Here is a 22,366-nt window from a genome sequence, read left to right as displayed (position 1 = left end):
ATTTATAAACCATAACTTATGTTGTTATAAACCATAGCTTATGATGTCGAGTTTAGCAGCTAGACCAAAAAAAATATTTTATGAGCCACTGACCTAAAATTTTTTAAAAGTAACTTAAGACTCATGGATACACAATTCGCCCAACTAATCGTTAATGGGATTGCGGTGGGGAGCATTATTGCTCTAGCCGCAGTTGGACTGACTCTTACATACGGAATTTTACGGCTATCTAACTTTGCTCATGGTGACTTTCTCACTTTAGGAGCCTATCTGACTTGGCTGATAAACACTATTGGAGTTAATATTTGGCTGTCAATGATTTTGGCAGCGGCGGGAACAGTAGCAGCAATGCTGTTATCGGAAAAGTTGTTGTGGTCAAAGATGCGCTCTATTCGTGCTACTTCCACTACGCTGATTATTATTTCTATTGGACTTGCCTTATTTCTTCGCAATGGGATTATTTTTATCTGGGGTGGCAAGAACCAAAATTATAATTTACCTGTTACTCCGGCTTTAGATATTTTGGGTTTAAAAGTGCCGCAAAATCAATTATTGGTATTGGGGTTAGCGGTGCTAGCAATTTTGGCGTTGCATTACCTGCTGCAAAATACCAAAATTGGCAAGGCAATGCGAGCAGTTGCCGACGATCTGGACTTAGCTAGGGTTTCAGGTATCAATGTTGACCGAGTAATTTTCTGGACTTGGCTAATTGCGGGCACTCTTACGTCATTAGGCGGCAGTATGTATGGGTTAATTACAGCCGTGCGCCCGAACATGGGATGGTTTCTAATTTTACCATTATTTGCCTCAGTAATACTTGGTGGCATTGGCAATCCCTACGGTGCGATCGCAGCAGCTTTTATCATTGGCATTGTCCAGGAAATTAGCACTCCTTGGCTGGGTTCACAGTACAAACAAGGTGTAGCACTGTTGATCATGATTTTGGTGCTGCTCATTCGTCCCAAAGGTTTATTCAAAGGGACGATTTGAGCAGCACCATTCCACTTCTAATTATTCAATAATGTGGAAATACCAGGCTGCTACCAGGAAATTGATAGCCAACAAGAACAATGCCCAGCCTGTGCGATAAGCGTAGGGAGGTTTAGCTCCACTGTCGGCAACTGCGGAATTCTTCGTTGTTTTAGCAGTCATAATGTGATTCTCCTAATGTCAGGACTTTTTAAGAAATACCAAACTGGCGTACCAAATACCCAAATTCTTTAAGAATATTTGTGTGAAGTTGGGGATTGGGGATTGGGGATTGGGGATTGGGTATTGGGTATGGAGCATTGGTTATTTCTTCCCCTGCTCCCCCTGCTTCCTCATCCCCCCGCTCCCTCTTCTCCAGCATGATAGGAACTGCGAACCAGAGGCCCGGAACGAACATGATTGAATCCCATTTCCCATGCTAATATGCCAAGTTGCTCGAATTCCTCTGGAGTCCAATATTTTTGGACTGGCAAATGTTCAAGAGTTGGACGCATATACTGCCCGATAGTCAAGCGATCGCACTCTACAGCCCTTAAATCGGCCATTGCTTCAACGACTTCATCAAGTGTTTCCCCGTGTCCCAGCATCAAACCTGATTTGGTGGGAATTGTTGAATCTATTTCTTTGACCATAGCCAGGACTAAAAGCGAGCGATCGTACTTGGCTCCCCGACGCACTGGCCCAGTTAAGCGTCTTACTGTCTCAATATTGTGATTGAAACAAGCTGGTTTGGCTTTCACAATCATCGCTATCCGCTGGCGTTGACCTGATTCCCCAACACCAGCGCCACCCCAAAAATCTGGGGTCAGCACTTCAATTTGAGTCTCTGGGTTCAATTGGCGGATAGTCGCGATCGTCTCTACAAAATGCCCTGCACCCTGATCGGGCAAGTCATCACGGGCTACAGAAGTCAGCACCACATAACGCAATCCTAAAAGCTGCACCGCCTGTGCTACCTTTTGGGGTTCCTCTAAATCAAGAGGCATTGGTGCATGACCTTTATCTACTTGACAGAAAGCACAAGAACGTGTACAGGTAGGCCCCATTAGTAAGAAAGTTGCAGTTTTTTGGGCATAGCACTCTCCCCGATTGGGACAGCGCCCTTCTTCGCAAATCGTGTGAATCTGGCGCTGCTTAATAATGCGTTGTACGGTAGAGATTTCACTGGCTTTGGCAATAGGGCGACGTAACCAGCTAGGCATTGCCGTAATTTCAGACTTGAGTTCGGCTTGTTGTGACGAAATCATAGACATTCAAGCAAGATCCAAAGGAACTGTGGGGCAAGTTTAAGCTTTAAATATCACGATGACATAAATTACCCATAACAAAAATAGAAGTTTTGCAAAACACCTCTAGCAATGTCATTTATACCGAAATATACTATCCCCCAATTGCTAGAAATTTTGTATATAGTGGGAGGATTCTCAAGGACAATCGGCAAGGCCGCTATTTACACTTATAGTTTCTGTTAGAGCAAACAGTCGTGGCAAGCAACAAGATTTTAGTTATCGATGACACTACAGTTGTCAGGGTAAAAGTACGAGAAATGTTGCCTCCGGGCAATTTTGAGGTACTGGAAGCAAAAGATGGTTTGGAAGGACTGAATTTTATCCTTCAGGAAAAACTCAGCCTGATTATGCTGGATTTCCTGTTGCCTAAAATGAGTGGCTGGGAGGTTTTCCAGAAAGTTCAAGCCGATCCGGAGTTAAGGAAAATTCCTTTAGTGATCATGTCTGGTCGCAAGGAAGAGGTGACTGAGAAAATTACCGAACCCTTTGAATATTTTGAATTTCTAGGCAAGCCTTTTGATCAGAAGCAACTAATTAGCGCAATTAAGTTAGCTATGACCAAGGCGAAACAGCCACGCCCAGAACTCGTCGCAGTCGGAGCAGGAGTTGCTGTTAAAAGTAGCACCGCTACAGCCTCTAGTGTTGCAACTGCTACGATGTCTACGGTGGCAAGCAACGCAGCCTCCAGTATTGCAACTGTTGCGATGCCTACGGCGGCAAGCAATGCAGATCCTAGTACAGGAGGAGTCTCCAACGCAGAAATTAATGCGTTGAACGAGAAAATTGTCAAAATGCAAGCAGAAATTGATGGTTTGAAGAAACAGCTAACTCAGGTTGTGACTTTTATTAAACAAAAAATCAAGTAGCATTTGTACTCGTTATTATCGCAGCCAAAAATACACCGTCTCTAATAACGGGTGTCCGGTTAAAAGTGGGTAAAAATAATTAGTTCAAAAACACTTATGTTGACAAATCATCTTTGACAACAAAATTCAAAAACAGGAAAAAATAACTAGCGATTATCTGCACCTCTATAAATTTCTGAATTTTGAATTTTAAATTATCCATACTCCTATGGTGAAGTCAGCTACACATAGCGTCTTTACATAAGAAGGAGTTGAACTCAGTTGTTAGTCTAGTAAAGCAGCCCAATACTCATGAAACCTGCCACAGTTTCCTCTTAAGCTAAGGAGAACGGCAGGCTTTTTTGTTATTTAGTCTGCTCATCCAAAATCTACATCAAAATTTGAAAGCTAGTCCACAGATCAAAAGTAGTAATAGCAAATATTTATCAGATACATTTGGTAGCAATATCCTTATAAACCTTCTAGCTTTTAGCCTTTCCATAATTACATAGTTCAAGATTCAGATATTCATGAAAACTATATTATAAATTATATTTTTTAAGACAAATTAAACAAAAAAAGCCTATTTAATGATACGGACAGTCTTAGCACGGGAATAATAAGCCATAGAAACAAGAATTATGAGCATAGTTTGCAATGTTAGTAGTATTAGATACTTTATATGCATTTCCTGGTTATCGCATTACCGAGGATATCTACTCAGGTAGTAAAACCCTGGTTTATCGGGCCATTAGAGAAAAAGACAAAAAACCAGTCGTTCTCAAATTGATGCGGAACGAATATCCGACGTTTGCGGAAATCGCTCAGTTCCGAAATCAATATATCATCACCAAAAACCTTGAGCTTCCTGGCATAGTCAAAACTTATAGCTTAGAAAGCTACCGTAACAGCTACGTCTTAGTAATGGAAGATTTTGGCGGCATTTCCCTCCAAGACTGGCGACTGGGGGACAAGGGGAAAAAGGAAAACTGGCTTTCCCTCAATGAGTTTTTCCATATTGCTATTAAAATTGCTTCTACCCTTGAAAGACTGCATCGCGATCGCATCATTCACAAAGACATCAAGCCTGCCAATATCCTAATAAACCCTACCACAGATGAAATAAAACTCATCGACTTTAGTATTGCCACCCTCCTACCAAGAGAAATTCAATTTCTCACCAATCCCAACATCTTAGAAGGCACTCTAGCTTACATTTCTCCAGAACAAACCGGAAGGATGAACCGAGGTATCGACTACCGCACTGATTTTTATTCTCTCGGCGTCACCTTCTTTCAACTCCTCACCGGACAGTTACCCTTCACCGCTAAAGATCCGATGGAGTTAGTTTACTCTCACATTGCCAAACAACCACTAAGAGCAAGCCGAATTAACTCTGATATTCCGCTAATTTTGTCTGACATTATCAGCAAGTTGATGGCAAAAAATGCTGAAGACCGTTATCAGAGTTCTTTGGGATTAAAGTATGACTTGGAGGTGTGCCAAAGCCAGTGGCAAGAAACAGGAAATATTGCCCTCTTTGAACTAGGGGTGAAAGACATCTCAGACCGTTTCGTAATCCCCGAAAAACTCTATGGTCGTCAGAGTGAAGTTGAAACCCTACTCGCCGCCTTTGGGCGCGTGGCAGACGGGGCAACAGAAATGATATTAGTTGCAGGTTTCTCTGGCATTGGCAAAACTGCTGTAGTCAACGAAGTCCACAAACCCATTGTACGGCAGCGTAGTTACTTCATCAAAGGAAAATTTGACCAGTTTCAACGTGACATTCCCTTATCAGGATTGGTGCAAGCTTTTCGAGACTTAATCGGGCAACTCCTCTCGGAAACTGATGCCCAAATTCAACAATGGAAAGTCAAAATACTGCGAGAGTTAGGTACACAAACTCAGGTAATTATTGATGTCATTCCTGAACTCGAACAGATTATTGGCAAGCAACCTCCGGTTACAGAGATATCTGGTAGTGCTGCCCAAAATCGGTTCAATTTATTGTTTCAAAAATTCATCCAAATCTTTACTACAAAAGCACATCCCCTGGTCATATTTATCGATGACTTGCAATGGGCAGATACGGCTTCTTTGAAATTAATTCAGCTATTAATGTGTGAGAGTAGCTTCTCTTCACTTTCAGAAGAGACAGAACAAATACATGAAAATCAGGGTGGTTTATTGTTAATTGGTTCTTATCGAGATAATGAAGTTTCAAAGGTGCATCCGCTTTATTTAACACTACAGGAGATTGAACAAGCAGGAGCAACTATTAATACAATCGTCCTAGCACCGTTAAATCAGGGTGATTTAAATCATCTCATTACAGATACTCTTCATTGCTCTGAAGCAGTTGGTGTTCCTCTCACCCAGATGGTATTTGCCAAAACTAAAGGCAACCCCTTCTTTTCCGTTGAATTTCTCAAATCTTTACACGATGATGGGCTAATTGTATTAAATTTTGATACTGGTTATTGGCAGTATGATATTTCAAAAATTAAAGAATTAGCTCTTACAGATGATGTCGTAGAATTTATCGGACTGCAAATAGAAAAATTGCCAATATATACCCAAAAAGTTCTCAAACTGGCTGCTTGTATTGGGAATCAATTTGACCTAAAAACTCTAGCGATCGTCAATGAAAAATCTATAGTAGATACAGCATCAGACTTATGGCAAGCATTACTTGATGGGCTAGTTTTACCACAGACTGAAAACTACAATATCTTTTCAAAAGAGAATAATAATCAAGAATCTATTGTTCACGGGATAGAATCTACACAACTTTCACATTCTAATTCACAGCTACCTAAATATAAATTCGTCCATGACCGAGTACAGCAAGCTGCTTATTCTTTGATTCCCGAAGAACAAAAAAAGCCAATTCACTTAAAAATTGGACTACTGTTGTTGAACAATATTCCAGTTGTAGAACAGGAAGAAAGGATTTTTGAGCTTGTCAATCAGTTTAATATCGCAGTGGAATTCATCTCTCCTCAAGCTAAACGAGATGAACTAGCCCAGATGAATCTAATTGCTGGACGTAAAGCTTTAGCATCAACAGCTTATCCCATTGCTGTGAAGTATTTAACTACCGGCATCCAACTGCTGTCAGATGATAGTTGGGAAACTCAATATAAGCTAATCCTAGCTTTGTATGAGACAGCAGCAGAGGCAGCGTATTTAGCTGGCGACTTTAGGCAAACCGAGCAATTAGCAGAGATAGTATTGGTACAAGGGAAAACTCTTATAGATAAAGTTAAAGCTTACGAGGTAAAAATTAAAGCATCTGGGGCACAGAACCAAGCACTCAAAGGAATTAATACTGCACTAGCCTTTTTGAAGCTTTTAGAAGTAGAGTTTCCTGAACATCCAAGCCAATCTGATGTTCAGCTAGTAATGGGAGAAATAGCCTCAAATCTGGCTGGTAGGGATATTGAAGATTTAATTAACCTGCCAAAAATGACAGAAGCTAAAATGCTAGCAGTAATGAGTATTTTATCGAATATTCATGCTTTAACCTATCAAGCTATTCCTGAACTATTACCACTGATTATTGTTAAACAGATAAATTTATCCCTACAATATGGCAATGCACCATCGTCTGCCTTTGCCTATGTTAATTATGGAGTAATCCTATGTGCGCTAGTGGGAGATATTGAGTCCGGGTATCAATTTGGTAAACTAGCTACAAATCTTTTGTCTAAGTTAAAAATCAAAGAAATTAGTGCGAAGATAATTGGATCTTTTCATCCACTTGTTAGACCTTGGAAGGAACACGCAAAAGAAATATTAAAACCTTTGTTGGAAGCTTATTTTATTGCCACGGAAACAGGAGATTTAGAGTTTGCAGCTTATTCTCTACATGCTTCTTCTTACTGTTCATATTTTATCGGTAGAGAACTATCAGGGCTAGAACAAGAAATAGCAAATTACAATAATGCCATCAGACAAATCAAGCAAGAAACAGTATTACAATGGGGTACTATTTACCGGCAAAGTGTATTGAACTTGCTAGGGCGTGCAGATAAATCTTCTTGTTTAATTGGTGAAATTTATAACGAAGAGAAAATGCTGCCGATTCACTTGGAAACTAAAGATGGACTCGGACTTCTATATCTCTATGTCAGCAAACTTCATCTCTGTTATCTATTTCAAGAATTTCATCAGGCAGTTGAAAATGCCACACTGGCGAAAAAATATTTAGATGCAGCAACAGGACATCTAGTTATTCCAGTTTTCCATTTTTATGATTCTCTGGCAGGTCTAGCTGTGTATTTTGACGTATCTAAATCTGAGCAAAAATGCATTCTCGATCGGGTTCAAGCCAATCAAGAAAAAATGGAGCATTGGGCACATCATGCTCCAATGAATTATTTGCACAAATATTATCTTGTAGAGGCTGAACGCTATCGGATTGGAAGTCAATATCTCGAAGCAATGGAATTATACGATCGCGCTATCTTCCTTGCCAAAAAACATGAGTATATTAATGAAGAAGCCCTCGCTCAAGAACTTACCGCCAAATTCTATTTAGAATGGGGTAAACATAAGATTGCCCAAACCTACCTAACAGATGCTTACTATAGCTATGTTCGCTGGGGAGCGTTAGCCAAAGTTGAGGATTTGACAAAACGTTATCCCCAATTACTGGCTCCTATATTTCAGCAAGAAAAACTGAGTATCTATTCCAGTGAGGAAAGCACTTCTTTACATAACACATCTATATCATCTTTATCTACCCTGAGTAATCAACAAACTGTTATTGGCTCGAAGACAAGTATTTCTGATTCTCTGGATTTAGCCGCATTTATTAAAGCATCTCAAGCACTCTCTGGCGAAATCGAGCTTGAGCGACTACTTTCTACTTTGATGGAAGTTGTGATGGAGAATGCAGGAGCTTCTAAATGCGCTTTAATTTTGAGCGAAGGTGATAACTTAGCATTAACTGTTACAGCGGTTTGCTCAAGTTCAAATTTTGACCATATATACACAGAGTTTCCATCAATTTCTTTGGAGTCAAGCTACGATGTTCCTATTACTTTGATTAACTACGTTAAGCGCTCCAAAGAAATTTTGGTTATTGATGATGCAATGACTGTTTCCTTTTTAGCCTGTGATAGCTACATTCTGAGTGAAGAACCTAAGAGTTTGTTGTCTATACCTCTTCTAAATCAAGGTAAATTGATTGGAATTATCTACCTAGAAAATCATCTGACGACAGGAGCATTTACACGCGATCGCGTAGAAGTCCTCAAACTACTTACTACTCAAGCAGCAATATCCCTAGAGAATGCTATCCTCTACAAAAATTTGGCACAAGCTAAAGAAACCTTGGAGGAATACAACCATACCCTAGAGGAAAAAGTCCAGGAAAGAACGCAGGAACTCAACGACAAAAATCACTGTTTACAACAAACTCTACAAGAATTGCAACGTACCCAAATCCAATTGATTCAAAATGAAAAAATGTCTTCTTTAGGACAAATGGTGGCAGGAATTGCCCATGAAATCAATAACCCTATTAACTTTATTAATGGCAATATTACTCATGCTAGTGAGTATGTCCAAGATTTGCTGGATTTGGTAGTTGTTTATCAGCAGGAATATCCCCGTCCTTCGCCTTTAATTGAGGAAAAAGCTGAGGAGATTGACATAGATTTTCTATCAGAAGACTTGCCAAAGATTCTAGATTCAATGAAAGTGGGGAGTTCGCGTATCCGGAATATTGTTTTAGGTTTACGCAACTTTTCTCGCCTAGATGAATCTGAGATGAAGCCTGTGGATGTTCATGAGGGAATAGAAAACAGCTTAATGATTTTGCAACACCGATTTAAAGAACAGAGCAATTTTGCTGAAATTGAAGTAATCAAAGAATACGGAAAATTACCGGAAGTTATTTGTTACCCTGGTCAACTCAATCAGGTGTTTATGAATGTCTTGAGTAATGCGATTGATGCTTTACAAGATGCATTTTTAATTGATCATCCATCATTGGTAAATGACAAAGAACAAACAACAAAAGATATAGATGCTTTAGCGACTTCTCATAGAGTAGGACAAATTCACATCTTTACTGAACTAACAGATTATAATACAGCAATAATTAAAATTGCCGATAACGGTTCTGGTATGACAAAAGCAGTACAGCAGAAAATATTTGACCCATTTTTTACCACCAAGTCGGTAGGAAGTGGCACGGGGTTGGGGTTGTCGATTAGCTATCAGATTATTGTGGACAAACACAAGGGTACTTTAACCTGTGATTCCACATTAGGAAAGGGGACTGAGTTTACTATTGAGATACCGATGCAACAACCAGATATCTAGACTATGGCAATCCTATCTGATTTGCTCTCCATCGATATGCTCAACTCCCCGACTTCTTGAAGAAGTCGGGGATCTTTTTATTCGTAACTCTTGCACGGATTGCTATAGTAACACTTCTTTTAAAATACAAAGTTGGGTTAAGTAAAATGAAACTGAACATTTGTAAGTTTTTCGAGTTTTGCTTTACTCGACCCACTCTAAAATCCTAAAAACCCAGTTTTGTGACAAACTGGGTGATTTCTAAGACTCATCAAAACAACTCTAACAAGCTACTAGATACGGATGTAGTTGTCATCTTTACTAAAGACTCTAAAGGCGCACGTCGTCCTGTAACTACCATCTTGATTCCACTAGCAGGTGCTAGGGTAAAACCTCGGCGCTGAAGTCGCTCAGGTTGCTGATTAACTAGTGCGAACTGATAACGTGACAGGATGGTGGCTAATACTAGTTTCATTTGAAATAAGGCTAAAGCCTCACCCATACAACGACGGACACCACCACCAAAAGGCAGAAATTCATAGGGAGAAAATTGGCGTTCTATAAAGCGCTCTGGTCGAAACTCCTTAGGTTGAGGATATAAATCTTCGCGTTGATGAGTAAGATAAACACTGGGAAGCAATACTGTTCCAGGCTCTAAAGGATGTCCCAAAAGTTCAACTGATTCTCGTACCACTCTAGGGAATAAAATCATCAAAACAGGATGAATTCGCAAAGTTTCATTACAGATAGCAGTGAGATATGACAGTCGATAAATGCTCATAGGATCTGGGAAATCACCAAGGGTATCCAGTTCCTTGAAAAGTTTTTCACGGACTAGCGGCTTATGGTAAATCCAATAGAATCCCCAAGCTATTGCTGTTGCAGTAGTTTCATATCCTGCAATTATTAGGCTCATCAACTGATCGCGCAATTGATGATCTGTCATTAATTGACCAGTTTCATCTTGAGCTGACATCAGTAATGAGAGGATATCGACGCGTTCTGAATTAGGTTTTTGTCGGCGTTCGGCAATTTCGGCATAGAGCAATTGATAGATTGTCTCCCGATCGCGCAGAAATTTTCCCCAAGGACTCCAAGCTCCTAAATCCTGTTGCAAGAATCGGAAAAAGAAAAAACTGGAAGTGAGGGGTGAGCGAAACAAATCTAACATCAATGGCAGTAGATGCTTAAGTTTCTCAAATCTTTCTCCTTCATACAAGCCTAATACAATCTGTAATATGAGTTCCAAGGATATGTTCTGTGCGACATTACGAGCCAAAAAGGGCTGATCAAGTGGTAACTGACTAAATACTCTATCGCTCAGATTACAGATTAGTTGGCCGTAGACTTGCATTCGCTGTCCATGAAAACAAGGCGTCATCAATTGTCGTAGCCATTTGTGAGGGCTGCCATCAAGCATGAGAATTGAATTTTCTCCCACAAAGGCTTCAGTAATTCTGTTGAGTTCACCGGCGGCTACAAATTTTTTTCTATCATTCGTTAAAATTTCTTGGATTGCCTGAGGATGATTCACAAATACTATAGTGTCCCCAAAGCCAATTGTCCTACCAGTAAAAATGTCCGGATATTGTTGAGCAGCATTTTCCATGTAGCCCACAGGGTCGGCAACCCAATGAAGCTTTTGTAGTAAAGAAGGAGTTTTGAGAGGATTAGGTAGTTGCATGTTAATTTTAAGTCCAAATTAAAATCTAAAATTGTATTAGCAGGGATAAACCTTTAACAGAATAAGATGGGGTTCATCTGTGATTAACTTTCAAGGCACTAGTGTACCTCTTAGGTATCTTTATTCCTTCTCAAAATAGAGTTAAATTTTATTGAGTTAACTCCAATCTTTCTATAGTTTGGTAGCGACCAGAGTGATAATACCAAGTCAGATTAGCAGATATCCAGCTATGTATTCCCGATATATAATTGGCAAGTTCAGTATCTAATTCTTCTCCAAAAGATGGAATAGATAATTCAAAATCTTTTAATTGATATACTTCTTGATCGTGTATTTTGCTAGCCGCAATAATTGATGTTTCTAAAGAAAGCTTTTGTTGATAATGAATTAGTAATACTAAATTATGAACATCGCCACTTGACATTTCTCTATGTACAGAGAAAATATCATTACACCAGGCAAGAATATTAATTGTCATTACTTTTAACTCTTTCATCACCTCATGATTTCGGAGAAAATCAGGAATTGTTAAATGATTACAAAATTCCATCAATGCAAGGCAAAGATATCCCCCTAAACTTAACCTACGTATAAGCATATAACTCTCAATATCAGGTGTAATTTCTTGTGCTCGGTTAATTGCTTCTTGGACACATCCATCGAAGTAGCCTTCATAGCGATCAACAAAGTAATGAAACCACTCTTGACTGCCTCTTTGAAGTATCCGTTTTCGTAAATCACTTAAGGCATAAGCAAGTGGTATATCCTTACTACTAAGTTCTGCACCATTCAATATTTCCAAAAATCTTTTATGAAAATTTTTGAGAACATTAGGTTCTCTTCCTAAATTTGATAAATCACATTGGTCATCCCAAATAAACACCCAGCTTAACCAATCATTTGCAATTTTCAATTCTTCAAGCTGGCAGTTAGGATAAGCACTTGCTGCTAGGAAGAAAAACTTTGATTTGCAAAAACGCCTATAAGATGATTCATTAGCCAAGAGGTTAAAGCGAGTTACCCATTCAAGAGCATACTCTTCTAGAACATCAACATGCTTATTAATTTGGGATGGAAATGGACAGTATAGACCAGGGTAAAGTAATTGGTTCATAAAAAGTGTATTAGTTTTAAGTACTGAGAAAAAATGAATCGCATTAGAAGCAAGATAATAGCTCAATAAATTTATTAAGAGTCTTTGAAAAAGCTTTTTGAAAAATTCACAGCAATACGGCTTTTATAAAATTTGTAAATCATACTTACGCCACTATGAGTAACGTGTAAATCTATATGAATATTTCAAAAGTTATTTAGCTATTGTTCAATGTTTTTTATTAAAAAATAACCGTAATTATCTGGAATTGTATTTTTTAATAAAAATAGCTATCTTTGTGTCTATTCATGTCGTGTCTATTCATGAGAAATGCTGTTGACGAAATGAAAAAGTTAACTTAAGCCATCAACAATATTTTCTGATACAGTTCTACTCGTTCTACTCTTATAAAAAGACAAGGGTAATAATCACTAATTTCAGACCGATCACCTTCATGAAAGAGGATCTTCAGCTTCGGTGAAAATGAAGATTCATGGTTGATGTCCATGCTGTAGCGATCGCCTTCGTAGTTGTATAAGGCAATTTGGTGTAAGAATGTTGCTGTTATCAGACTTTTTGGGAACTATAGGATTGTCAGACGAGAAAATTGTCAGTCAGTCTGTGAAAAAAAATGGAGGTGACTTAGCTGCGATCGCAGGGCAATAGTGAATAAATAACTTAAATTAATTTAAATACATGAATTACGAGCAAGATATAAAAATGCTTTATGCCCCAGAAGATAGTTTAATTCTAGTGGTAGATGATACTACTACCAATTTAGAAATTGTCTTTGATATATTAACGAATGTAGGATTTAAAGTTATTACAGAAAATGATGGGAAAAGAGCAATTGAACAGGTTGAGTATAGACTACCTGACTTGATTTTATTAGATGTAATGATGCCAGGAATAGATGGCTTTGAAACCTGTAAAATTCTAAAAGAAAGTTCAGCTACTTGTGATATTCCTATAATTTTCATGACAGCTAATTCTGATACTGATAGTAAGGTTAAAGGTCTAAGTATTGGAGCAGTTGATTACATCACAAAACCTTTTCATGAAGAAGAATTATTAGCTAGAATTAAAACCCATCTTCAATTAAGAAATCTCACAAAAACTTTAGAAAAGCGAGTTGCAGAAAGAACAGCAGCGTTATCTAAGGCATTAAAAGACCTACAAGAATCTCAACTTCAGCTTGTACAGACAGAAAAAATGTCTGCTCTTGGTCAATTAGTAGCAGGAGTTGCTCATGAAATTAATAATCCAGTTGGTTTTATTCATGGAAATCTCGGACACGCTTCAGTATATTTCCAAGACATGATTAATATTATTGACCTCTATCAGCAGCATTATCCTAATCCGGTTCCAGAAATTAAAGAGGAAATTGCAGCTATAGATTTGAAGTATATGCTTGCCGATCTACCTAATTTAATTTCTTCAATGAAAGAGGGAGTTCAGCGCATTCGCAACATTAGTAACAGTTTGAGAACTTTTTCTCGAGCAGATAGCGATCGCAAAGTTTATTGCAATATTCATGATGGCATCGACAGTACCATCATGATTCTCAAACACCGCTTAAAAGCATCTGAGGATCGTCCTGATATTCAAGTAATTAAAGATTACGATAATTTGCCAGCATTAGAATGCTTTATCGGACAACTAAATCAGGTATTTATGAACTTGCTGGCTAATGCTATTGATGCTTTAGAGGAGTCTAATGTCGGACGCACCTATATTGACATTGAAGCAAATCCCAATAAAGTTTTGATTCAGACTACTCTTACTGAAGATAAAAATCATATCTTGATTCGGATTAAAGATAATGGCATGGGAATGTCAACTGATGTCCAGCAAAAAATCTTTGACTATTTATTCACCACCAAGCCTGTGGGTCAAGGCACAGGATTAGGATTATCAATTGCCCGTCAAATTGTTGTCGAAAAACATGGAGGAACTCTAGAGGTAAATTCAGTACTAGGAGAAGGTTCAGAGTTTATAATTAAGCTTCCCATTCAATAATCATAGTAAGTTACGTTCATAAACATAAACTGTCAGAACCACAAAATTCAGAATTTGTGATGAGCTTACATAAATATTGATTAGAAACAAAAGTAAGCATTAAATTCTCTGAGGAGAGAGATTAAGGAGTTACTTTCGATATATTTTGGGGAACCCTAAAAATGTAGTTCCCAGATTGTGTCCTGAAAATTTATGAACAATGCACTTAATCACTCAATAGCTACGCTTAATCTCTCTTTAGAACGCGATATATTTTTACGTACATTAATTAGAGAATTATCTGGCACTTTACAGGATGTAGTTGGCTTAGAAGAAGCTTCTGGATTTATTAGCGTAGTTGGTGAAAGGATGGGAAGGCAGATTAACCAAGATTACAAATCTGCCTTGGAAGTCTCCAACCTTTCTCGGAAACAGGTAGCTGATGTCTTGATTGATTTAAAAAAACGCATCCAGGGCGATTTTTATGTGATTGAGCAGGATGATGAAAAAATTGTCTTTGGCAACCGCGTCTGCCCATTTGGTGAAAAAGTACTTAATCGTCCTGCCATGTGCATGATGACTTCAAACGTCTTTGGAACGATCGCAGCTAATAATCTAGGATATGCGAAAGTAGAATTGCAGGAAACCATAGCACAGGGTGATCCTGGATGTAGAGTTATTGTTTACTTAAAACTTACAGAAGAAGCAGAAGATGCAGAAGGTCGAGAATACTTCAGAGGACTAGAATCTGTGTAAACCCTTCAGCATCAAAATAATTCCAGGATATAAGCTTAGTGCAGATATGTAAAGTAGAATCGAACCCTGAGATTGGAAGCACCATGACTCCTGAACAATTTCTTGAATTTGCCAGAGTTTTACCAGAACCTTTACTTCTGGTGAGTGGAGAGGGTCAGTTGTTAGCTACCAATCAACCAGTGGCAGATATGTTGGGGTTACGCCGTCAAGAATTGCAAGGAAGAATGCTTTTTGAAATTGTAATTGAGCCTGCCAACGATATTGTCAGGTATCTGCAAGCTTGTTCAAGTAGTAGGGCAATGGTTATTGGCTCCTTGACTTTACGAAAGAATGATGGAAAAACGTTAATATGTCGTAGCCAAGGAGCCGTTATTCAACCTTGGTCTCCTGAATCTTCAGCTTTAATTCTCTTACGCTTAGAAAATAGAACTCTGACCAGCAGTAATTTCGTTCTCCTGAATGAAAAAATCGATGAATTAGCAAAAGAAGTTCAGAGACGAAAACAGGCAGAGGAAGCACTCTGGGAAGCGAATCAAGAGCTAGAAATTCGGGTTGAAGAACGTACAACTGCTTTACAAGAAACACTAAATGAACTACAACTTACCCAAACTCAGCTTATCCAAGCTGAGAAAATGTCTAGTTTAGGTCAGATGGTCGCTGGTATTGCTCATGAAATTAATAACCCAGTGAGTTTTATTTATGGGAACCTTCACCACGCCCATAAATACACTCAGGATTTACTGGAATTGGTGCAAATTTATCAACAAATTTGTCCAAATACTCCTCCAGAAATCCAAGAGCAAATAGAAGAAATAGACTTAGATTTTCTGGTTCAAGACATAACTAAACTCTTCCAGTCCATGAAAGTGGGAGCAGAACGCATTCAGGAAATTGTTAAATCACTGCGTAACTTTTCCAGACTTGATGAAGCAGAACTTAAGCAAGTCAATATCCATGAAGGAATTGATAGTACTTTAATGATTTTGGAACATCGCTTGCAAGCTAGGCATGAGTACCCAGAAATCAAAGTCATCAAAAAATATAGTCAACTGCCAAATATAACTTGCTATCCTGGTCAACTTAATCAAGTGTTTATGAATATTCTTGCTAATGCAATTGATGCACTGGAGGCGTCAGCGAATAATGGTCGATGCTCTGAAGTAAATCCACAAACAACTGACAATCAAAAACTAATAAATAATAATCCCCAAATTCAAATTAAAACTGAGTTAGTCGATGAAAAATGGATAGTGGTTAGTATTGCTGATAATGGTTTGGGGATAAATGAACAAGTTCACTCAAAGCTATTTGACCCGTTTTTTACCACTAAATCTGTGGGCAAAGGTACTGGACTAGGACTATATATAAGCTATCAGATTATAGTTGAAAAACATAACGGGCAACTTAACTGTTTTTCTGTTCCAGGAAAAGGTGCAGAATTTGTAATTAAGATACCTATTAACTCAGTATCATAAAATTTAACTTAAAAGATATGACAAAGCCTGTCTGCTAATTAGCAAACAGGCTTTGTATTTGAGGACAAAGTTTGGTTGAAACTCGGTTAAATCTTAGTAGTAGAATCAACTGATGGTTGAGACTGACTAACCGAATCTAACTTTGGCAAAAGCAGTACATTTTGTGCTTTTACATTACTGTTGATTGTTGCTTGCAAAAATGGGGTATTGGAGATAGAATTGTTAGCCAATGTAAACAGTGGATTTGACAAAATCCCTGCTACGGTAGTGGCAATTAATGTTACTACCAACCCGACTTGCAAAGGTCTTAGTCCAGGCAAATCCCAACGCACTTGTGGATAATTCTTCACTGCGTCGGACATTTCATGGGGTTCTTTGACTACCATCATCTTAACTACGCGAATGTAGTAGTAGATGGAGACGACGCTGGTAACTAAGCCCAGCAAAACTAACCAATAAAGTCCTGCTTGCCAACCAGCCCAAAATAAGTAAATCTTGCCGAAAAACCCTGCCAATGGTGGAATACCACCCAAGGAAAGCAGGGAAATACTCAACGCCAGTGTTAGGAGTGGGTCTTTTTGATATAAACCAGAGTATTCGGCAATCTGGTCGGTTCCCGTTCGTAGTGAGAACAGGATGATGCAGGTAAAGCCGCACAGGTTCATGAACAGGTAAACCAGTAGGTAAAATATCATACTGGCATACCCTGCCTGTGTGCCAGCAATCAAGCCAATCATCACAAACCCAGCTTGGGCAATGGATGAATAAGCTAGCATCCGTTTCATGCTGGTTTGAGCTAGGGCGACTACGTTACCCAAAATCATACTGAGAACGGCTAGAGCTGTGAAGACAAACCTCCACTCGTCAGCAACAAGAGGGAAGGCTGTGAGCAGCAAGCGGATGGCTAGGGCAAACCCAGCTGCTTTGGAACCGACAGATAAAAAGGCGATGACTGGGGTGGGAGCGCCTTCATAAACGTCTGGTGTCCACTGGTGGAAGGGTGCAGCGGAGATTTTGAAGCCAATACCTGCGATCGCAAAAACTAGGGCAATCACTAACCCTAATGATTGTCCCACTTTCGCTGTGGCAATACCATTTGCGATCGCACTTAGTTCGGTTTGTCCTCCCGATAGTCCATACAGCAGTGATACACCGTACAAAAATATTGCCGTGCTGGAAGCTCCAATTAACAAGTATTTCAGCGCCGCTTCGTTGGAGCGAGGGTCACGCTTGGTATAACCTGTCAACAAGTAAGAGGAGATACTCAGGGTTTCTAGGGAGATGAAAATCATCACCAACTCACTAGCCCCGGATAAAAACATCCCTCCTAAAGTAGCACTCAGCAAAATAGCGATGAATTCTGCTAAAGCGGTGCCACTCTGCTCAACGTAGCGAATTGACATCAGTATAGTGGCGATCGCAGACAAGGCAATAATACCGCGAAAGACAATACTTAGGTCATCACTGTTAAAGCTACCGGTAAAACCGATGGGATTAGGAGAGTCCCATTGAAAATAGAGGGCGACAATCGAAGCAAATAAACCTGCGATCGCTAGATATCCAATCCAGCGTGCGGATGTACGCCCCAAAATCAAATCAACTATCAAAACCCCCAAGAGGGTGAGAATAACAATCCCCTCTGGTAAAATCGTTCCAGCGTTTAGCTGGGATGCAATATTAGCAAAATCCATGAGATGTATAGGTTTTGGCGATTAGACATTAAGGCTAACTCTGTTCACTCTAGCAAGTTTTCTAATCCCCGGACTAGCTCTTTTAACAAGAGCTTAACAGGTTGGATGCAGATGGCAATTGCACCAACCTTACTACTTTACCAGCAGCTTTCTCAGTATCCAGGGATTCACTTAACAACTTTCCTACTTCGTTTTTCAGGCATGACTTTTAGCGAATATCATCAATAATTATGCTGCAACGAGTGCAATAGTTACGTACAAAAAGCTTATACAATTAATAAGGGCACAGCAATGCTGTGCCCCGATAATATTTATAACTCCTAAGTTTATTAAAAACCGACTGATGGCAGCTTGCCTTGTAGTGACTGAAATTTAGACTGAACACAGTTGGCACAATTGCAACCAACTCGATCAATTCTCGGATGAGATGTTTGAATCAAATGTGGTGTTGCCAGATCGGGAATTTGTTGTGTAGATACTACCGTAACAATTTGTCTAGAATATGCAGATTTCAGGCTGGATGCGTGTGCTGGATTGACTAGCAGCAGCATGGATACCAGAAGTGCAGGACAGGCGAGTAAAATCAGTTTGATTATGTTCATAATTTACATAAAGATACCTTTGCTGATACAGCATAGCTAATAAATTGACCAGCTTCAACTTTAATAATTCGTAATTCGTAATTCGTAGTTCGTAATTGTTGGGTTTAATTACCATTTTTCCAAACGGAGAGTCCAACGCCAACGTCTATAAGTGGCGCTTTTTTTTCGGTCTGCGTATAAATATTTTGATGTAATAGTCTTTAATTACGAATTACGAATTACGAATTATTTTAACTGCGCCCGAATCCTTGACCCCGCAAAACCTTTGACCATACAAGTAATTCGCCCTGTTCACCGCCTGCGGCCAGTAACTTGCCTTGGGGATGCCAAGCTAGGGTGGAAAATCCTGCTGAGACACCTGTGATAATTTGGGATACTTCCTTGGCTTTGTTCCACAAACACAACCAGCCATCAGCAGCAGCAGAAGCGAGAAGGAAGCTTTTCGGTGCAAAGGCGATCGCATTAATTACACCCACATGATTAGTTAAAACTCGCGCTTCCCAACCTAAAGTCTCATCCTCTAGTTTTTCCCACACCACAATACCTTCAACGCTAGAAGATGCCAGTATTGGCGCACCGACTTTGGTCATAGCTTCTGACCATGCCAATTGGCGAATTTTACCAGGGAAGCCACGCATTACCCAAGGGTCGGGGTTGTTCCATTCTAAAACGGTGACACTACGATCCATGTTGCCAGAAGCCAGGTATTTACCATCAGGCGACCAAGCCATAGCTACACTGACAGTAGTCATATCTAGGTTGTATGGTTCTTCATCCCAGTTTTGACTGTGCCAAATTTTGACTCCCTTATAACCACTAATGGCTAAGTATTGTCCATCAATACGCCAATCTATACCCAGTACTGAAGAGTTGTCGAAATTCAGCGTCACGATAATTTCACGAGTATCTGCATCCCAGACTTGGACGTAACGCCCCAAACTAAAAGCCAGTTGGTTACTGGTGTAATTCCAAGCTAGTTTGTCAACCCATGCGGGGGCATTTTCCAAGGTGGCGATTAATTCAGTGTCGCGCCAAATTTTCACCTGTCCATCTTGTCCACCAACGGCTAAAAATTTGCCATCTGGTGAAAAAGCTAGACAGTCTACAGATTTACCGTTACCAGTTTGTAAGCTTGTTAGTTCGCCATTATTCCACAGAACAACTTCCCCGGCGGCAGAAGTTGCTGCTAAAGTTTTACCTTGTGGCGACCAAGCGATCGCAGTTACATAATCTGAAAGTGTCCCCGAATAGTGTTGTTCAAATTCCTTTGATTTGCTGGTTGTGGTGTTCATAATTTGTAAAGGGGAGTGGGGAATGGGGAATGGGGAATGGGGAATGGGGAATGGTAAATTCCCTACTCCCTACTCCCCACTCTCTATTTAAGCTAGACAAGCGAGAAAATCTTGCTTGAGTTGGGTTGCATTAAGGTTGCGCCCGATGAATACTAGTTCGTTTTTGGGGGTTTCGCTTGGTTTCCAGGGGCGATCGGGTTTGCCATCGAATATCATGTGTACTCCTTGGAATACAAATCGATTATCTTCTCCAGCAATATTTAAAATGCCTTTCATCCGAAAAATATCGGGGCCTTGGATACGAAGTAACTCAGAAAGCCAAGTGTTTAATTTTTCTCCATCGACTGCACCCGCTTCTACTAAAGCCACCGAAAAGACGCTTTCATCGTGTACGTGGGCATCTTCGCCTAAGAAATCTGGATCAATTTCTAATGCACGATCTAAATCAAAGGCTTTTACACCTAATAAAGCATCCATTCCGAGTTCAGAATTTTGGGTACGGTAGATTTTTGCGATCGCATTCATCGCCCGAATCCGTTTTTCTAATTCATCCAACTCTTCTGGCGCTACCAAATCTGTTTTATTAAGTAAAATTACATCGGCAAAAGCAATCTGTTCTTGTGCTTCGTCCGCATCCCAGTGCTGCCAAATATGCTTGGCATCTACGACTGTCACCACCGCATCTAGAGACAGTTGGCTTTGCAAATCTTCATCAACAAAAAATGTCTGAATCACTGGTGCAGGATCGGCTAATCCAGTTGTTTCAATTACTAAATGGTCAAATTTATCGCGCCGCTTCATCAAATTGCCAATGATGCGAATTAAATCGCCGCGCACTGTACAACAGATACAGCCATTATTCATTTCAAAAATTTCTTCATCTGCATCGATAATCAATTGATTATCAATACCCACTTCCCCAAATTCATTGACAATCACAGCAACTTTTTTGCCGTGTTCGTAGGTGAGGATGTGATTGAGTAGAGTCGTTTTACCTGCTCCCAAATAGCCAGTCAGAACAGTAACGGGAACTGAATTGTTGATTACGTCAGCCACCATACTCTAAATTCCTCTTGTCTCACCTTATGGATAATCATTATCGCCTATGATAAATCTTTTTATATTTTTGTGCGAACTTGCTGTTATTTCGGGTTTCAGCAAAATAATCACATAATTTAATCACAAAACATTTTATTTTTATGCATCTGCAATAAGTAATAGATATTCAAAATTTGGCTGGCAATATTGCATACAAGCCGACGCCGTGCGGTAAGTCGCAGGTTAGTACCTTGACAATCTTACCATTAAAATGATAATCATTATCTCAGAAAGATTATATTTTGATGGAGTAGCGTGGTGGTTTCAAAAAACACTACCTGCTTGAGAAAGCAATTAACTCAAGCAGGGCAAGCATCTGCGTCTATTGCAGCCAGCTTTTTGGTCGTTGCGCCGTTGGTTTTATCTACCGCTTTAGTGCCAGCACAAGCAGATGATACTCATAATCATTCAGAAGAAACCGGCTTTTACATAGGGTTAGATGGTTTGGAGGCTCTGTCTACAGGGACATACGCAGGATTGGAGAATCCCAACTACAATCGTTTGACCCTTCTGTTTGCACACAGGAATGAAGACACGCCGGAATCAAGCCATTTCCACGGGATTGGTACTTATAGCTACTCAGGGTCATTAGATAACCCAACCATTAACCCAACCAATCCAAATAACCGAATTCCTGAATCTTACTCAGAACAACCGCCGCTAACATTATTACCTGGTACAGGGTTTTATACTGGTCGCTTGATTAGTACTGCAACAGATAAGGAATATAGCAATCTCACAATAGAACCTATCGCGTCTCTAAAAACTTCAAAAGAATTAGACAACCAGTATTTGTTCAATAGCTCTAGTGGCCGTTGGCAGTCATCTCTTAAAGGTGCAAATATTGGTTTACAATTAGCCTCAATTAGCAGTGGATTGAATATTGGCGATTCAGCAGGCGTTGATATTCTCAAGTCAGTCGGTGATATCTACACAATCGGCAGTGGTGATGATTTTTCGTTCACCCCTACCTTTTGGACTGATGCTGCTGCACCACTGGGAAGTTATTCTGCATCATTCAAACTCGTAGATTTAGGCAATGGCAATAACCCCATTCCCTTTAAGGAGTCTGGCACTTTCAGTTTTGATTTTGAAGTCAAGACCGTGCCTGAGTCGTCAAATGTCCTTGGTCTTGGTATAGTCGGTCTACTAGCGCTTTCTCTTTCTCGCTTGCAAAAACTTAATCGCAATAGTTTGAACTAATTTTAATTTCGCACCAAGGTGCAAAATGATCTTTG

17 protein-coding genes are annotated in these 22,366 nt (G+C 39.6%); 8 read left to right on the top strand and 9 right to left on the bottom strand.

The genetic code is table 11. The features are described 5' to 3' along the window. Window positions 1-123 precede the first annotated feature (123 nt). Window positions 124-990, top strand: a complete 867-nt coding sequence (locus ACWATR_RS11285; RefSeq protein ID WP_069070067.1) for a branched-chain amino acid ABC transporter permease — start codon at window positions 124-126, stop codon at window positions 988-990. A gap of 21 nt (window positions 991-1,011) precedes the next feature. On the opposite strand, the gene psaX is transcribed toward ACWATR_RS11285, so the two are convergent. Genes psaX through lipA form a run of 3 tightly spaced genes read right to left on the bottom strand, consistent with a single transcriptional unit; the run spans window position 1,012 to window position 2,237 of the window. Then, entirely contained in the window at window positions 1,012-1,152 is a 141-nt protein-coding gene (psaX, locus tag ACWATR_RS11280) for a photosystem I protein PsaX (protein WP_069070068.1), read from the bottom strand. A 28-nt stretch (window positions 1,153-1,180) separates the two neighbouring features. Next, the gene (locus ACWATR_RS11275) at window positions 1,181-1,351 is read right to left on the bottom strand and encodes a hypothetical protein (RefSeq protein WP_460332275.1); all 171 of its coding nucleotides are present in this window, start codon (window positions 1,349-1,351) and stop codon (window positions 1,181-1,183) included. Continuing rightward, window positions 1,323-2,237 (bottom strand): lipoyl synthase, encoded by a 915-nt coding sequence (lipA, locus tag ACWATR_RS11270; RefSeq protein ID WP_460340341.1) that lies wholly within the window; start codon window positions 2,235-2,237, stop codon window positions 1,323-1,325. Before lipA ends, ACWATR_RS11275 begins: the two co-directional genes overlap by 29 nt. Window positions 2,238-2,473: 236 nt before the next feature. Here lipA and ACWATR_RS11265 point away from each other — a divergent pair, with 236 nt between their 5' ends. Together ACWATR_RS11265 and ACWATR_RS11260 are read left to right on the top strand one after the other, a co-directional pair. Then, window positions 2,474-3,145: a response regulator gene (locus ACWATR_RS11265; RefSeq protein WP_460332273.1), complete on the top strand. Its 672-nt coding sequence runs from the start codon at window positions 2,474-2,476 to the stop codon at window positions 3,143-3,145. A gap of 636 nt (window positions 3,146-3,781) precedes the next feature. Continuing rightward, entirely contained in the window at window positions 3,782-9,460 is a 5,679-nt protein-coding gene (locus tag ACWATR_RS11260; RefSeq protein ID WP_460332271.1) for a trifunctional serine/threonine-protein kinase/ATP-binding protein/sensor histidine kinase, read from the top strand. A 250-nt stretch (window positions 9,461-9,710) separates the two neighbouring features. Here ACWATR_RS11260 and ACWATR_RS11255 read toward each other — a convergent pair whose 3' ends face one another. Continuing rightward, the gene (locus ACWATR_RS11255; protein WP_460332269.1) at window positions 9,711-11,123 is read right to left on the bottom strand and encodes a cytochrome P450; all 1,413 of its coding nucleotides are present in this window, start codon (window positions 11,121-11,123) and stop codon (window positions 9,711-9,713) included. A 148-nt stretch (window positions 11,124-11,271) separates the two neighbouring features. Continuing rightward, window positions 11,272-12,237, bottom strand: a complete 966-nt coding sequence (locus ACWATR_RS11250; RefSeq protein WP_460332267.1) for a terpene synthase family protein — start codon at window positions 12,235-12,237, stop codon at window positions 11,272-11,274. A 675-nt stretch (window positions 12,238-12,912) separates the two neighbouring features. Between ACWATR_RS11250 and ACWATR_RS11245 the strand changes: the two genes are divergently transcribed. The 3 genes from ACWATR_RS11245 to ACWATR_RS11235 all read left to right on the top strand — a co-directional run bounded on the left by ACWATR_RS11245 (window position 12,913) and on the right by ACWATR_RS11235 (window position 16,445). After that, window positions 12,913-14,235 carry a sensor histidine kinase gene (locus ACWATR_RS11245; protein WP_460332265.1) on the top strand — a complete coding sequence of 441 codons (1,323 nt, stop codon included), beginning with the start codon at window positions 12,913-12,915 and terminating at the stop codon, window positions 14,233-14,235. A gap of 192 nt (window positions 14,236-14,427) precedes the next feature. Next, complete coding sequence (locus tag ACWATR_RS11240; protein WP_181931947.1) at window positions 14,428-14,970, top strand: methanogen output domain 1-containing protein; 543 nt, start codon at window positions 14,428-14,430, stop codon at window positions 14,968-14,970. Between the two features lie 83 nt (window positions 14,971-15,053). Next, window positions 15,054-16,445: a PAS domain-containing sensor histidine kinase gene (locus tag ACWATR_RS11235; protein WP_460332263.1), complete on the top strand. Its 1,392-nt coding sequence runs from the start codon at window positions 15,054-15,056 to the stop codon at window positions 16,443-16,445. Between the two features lie 86 nt (window positions 16,446-16,531). Here ACWATR_RS11235 and ACWATR_RS11230 read toward each other — a convergent pair whose 3' ends face one another. Further along, window positions 16,532-18,136, bottom strand: coding sequence for an NAD(P)H-quinone oxidoreductase subunit N (locus ACWATR_RS11230; RefSeq protein ID WP_460332261.1), 1,605 nt, complete (start codon window positions 18,134-18,136; stop codon window positions 16,532-16,534). 3 nt (window positions 18,137-18,139) lie between these two features. On the opposite strand from ACWATR_RS11230, the gene ACWATR_RS11225 reads away from it, so the two are divergent. Continuing rightward, window positions 18,140-18,364: a hypothetical protein gene (locus ACWATR_RS11225; protein WP_460332259.1), complete on the top strand. Its 225-nt coding sequence runs from the start codon at window positions 18,140-18,142 to the stop codon at window positions 18,362-18,364. 101 nt (window positions 18,365-18,465) lie between these two features. On the opposite strand, the gene ACWATR_RS11220 is transcribed toward ACWATR_RS11225, so the two are convergent. The 3 genes from ACWATR_RS11220 to ACWATR_RS11210 all read right to left on the bottom strand — a co-directional run bounded on the left by ACWATR_RS11220 (window position 18,466) and on the right by ACWATR_RS11210 (window position 21,089). After that, entirely contained in the window at window positions 18,466-18,738 is a 273-nt protein-coding gene (locus ACWATR_RS11220) for a hypothetical protein (protein ID WP_460332257.1), read from the bottom strand. 230 nt (window positions 18,739-18,968) lie between these two features. After that, window positions 18,969-20,030 (bottom strand): WD40 repeat domain-containing protein, encoded by a 1,062-nt coding sequence (locus ACWATR_RS11215; RefSeq protein WP_460332255.1) that lies wholly within the window; start codon window positions 20,028-20,030, stop codon window positions 18,969-18,971. A gap of 87 nt (window positions 20,031-20,117) precedes the next feature. Continuing rightward, on the bottom strand, window positions 20,118-21,089 hold the full coding sequence (locus ACWATR_RS11210; protein WP_460332253.1) for a CobW family GTP-binding protein: 972 nt from the start codon (window positions 21,087-21,089) through the stop codon (window positions 20,118-20,120). Window positions 21,090-21,386: 297 nt separating this feature from the next. Here ACWATR_RS11210 and ACWATR_RS11205 point away from each other — a divergent pair, with 297 nt between their 5' ends. Continuing rightward, window positions 21,387-22,331, top strand: coding sequence for an all3515 family Zur-repressed PEP-CTERM protein (locus ACWATR_RS11205; RefSeq protein WP_460332251.1), 945 nt, complete (start codon window positions 21,387-21,389; stop codon window positions 22,329-22,331). The last annotated feature ends 35 nt before the right edge of the window (window positions 22,332-22,366 follow it).

This window comes from Nostoc sp. UIC 10890, assembly GCF_054786515.1.
The sequence above is the reverse complement of the archived record's forward strand: the minus strand, read 5'-3'. Positions and strand labels throughout refer to the sequence as shown.

Bases quoted from the DNA above. Each gene is read 5' to 3' on its own strand.
- ACWATR_RS11285 (WP_069070067.1), top strand. From the start codon at position 124: ATGGATACACAATTCGCCCAACTAATCGTTAATGGGATTGCGGTGGGG.
- psaX (WP_069070068.1), bottom strand. From the start codon at position 1,152: ATGACTGCTAAAACAACGAAGAATTCCGCAGTTGCCGACAGTGGAGCT.
- ACWATR_RS11275 (WP_460332275.1), bottom strand. From the start codon at position 1,351: ATGCTGGAGAAGAGGGAGCGGGGGGATGAGGAAGCAGGGGGAGCAGGG.
- lipA (WP_460340341.1), bottom strand. From the start codon at position 2,237: ATGATTTCGTCACAACAAGCCGAACTCAAGTCTGAAATTACGGCAATG.
- ACWATR_RS11260 (WP_460332271.1), top strand. From the start codon at position 3,782: ATGTTAGTAGTATTAGATACTTTATATGCATTTCCTGGTTATCGCATT.
- ACWATR_RS11255 (WP_460332269.1), bottom strand. From the start codon at position 11,123: ATGCAACTACCTAATCCTCTCAAAACTCCTTCTTTACTACAAAAGCTT.
- ACWATR_RS11250 (WP_460332267.1), bottom strand. From the start codon at position 12,237: ATGAACCAATTACTTTACCCTGGTCTATACTGTCCATTTCCATCCCAA.
- ACWATR_RS11245 (WP_460332265.1), top strand. From the start codon at position 12,913: ATGAATTACGAGCAAGATATAAAAATGCTTTATGCCCCAGAAGATAGT.
- ACWATR_RS11240 (WP_181931947.1), top strand. From the start codon at position 14,428: ATGAACAATGCACTTAATCACTCAATAGCTACGCTTAATCTCTCTTTA.
- ACWATR_RS11235 (WP_460332263.1), top strand. From the start codon at position 15,054: ATGACTCCTGAACAATTTCTTGAATTTGCCAGAGTTTTACCAGAACCT.
- ACWATR_RS11230 (WP_460332261.1), bottom strand. From the start codon at position 18,136: ATGGATTTTGCTAATATTGCATCCCAGCTAAACGCTGGAACGATTTTA.
- ACWATR_RS11225 (WP_460332259.1), top strand. From the start codon at position 18,140: ATGTATAGGTTTTGGCGATTAGACATTAAGGCTAACTCTGTTCACTCT.
- ACWATR_RS11220 (WP_460332257.1), bottom strand. From the start codon at position 18,738: ATGAACATAATCAAACTGATTTTACTCGCCTGTCCTGCACTTCTGGTA.
- ACWATR_RS11215 (WP_460332255.1), bottom strand. From the start codon at position 20,030: ATGAACACCACAACCAGCAAATCAAAGGAATTTGAACAACACTATTCG.
- ACWATR_RS11210 (WP_460332253.1), bottom strand. From the start codon at position 21,089: ATGGTGGCTGACGTAATCAACAATTCAGTTCCCGTTACTGTTCTGACT.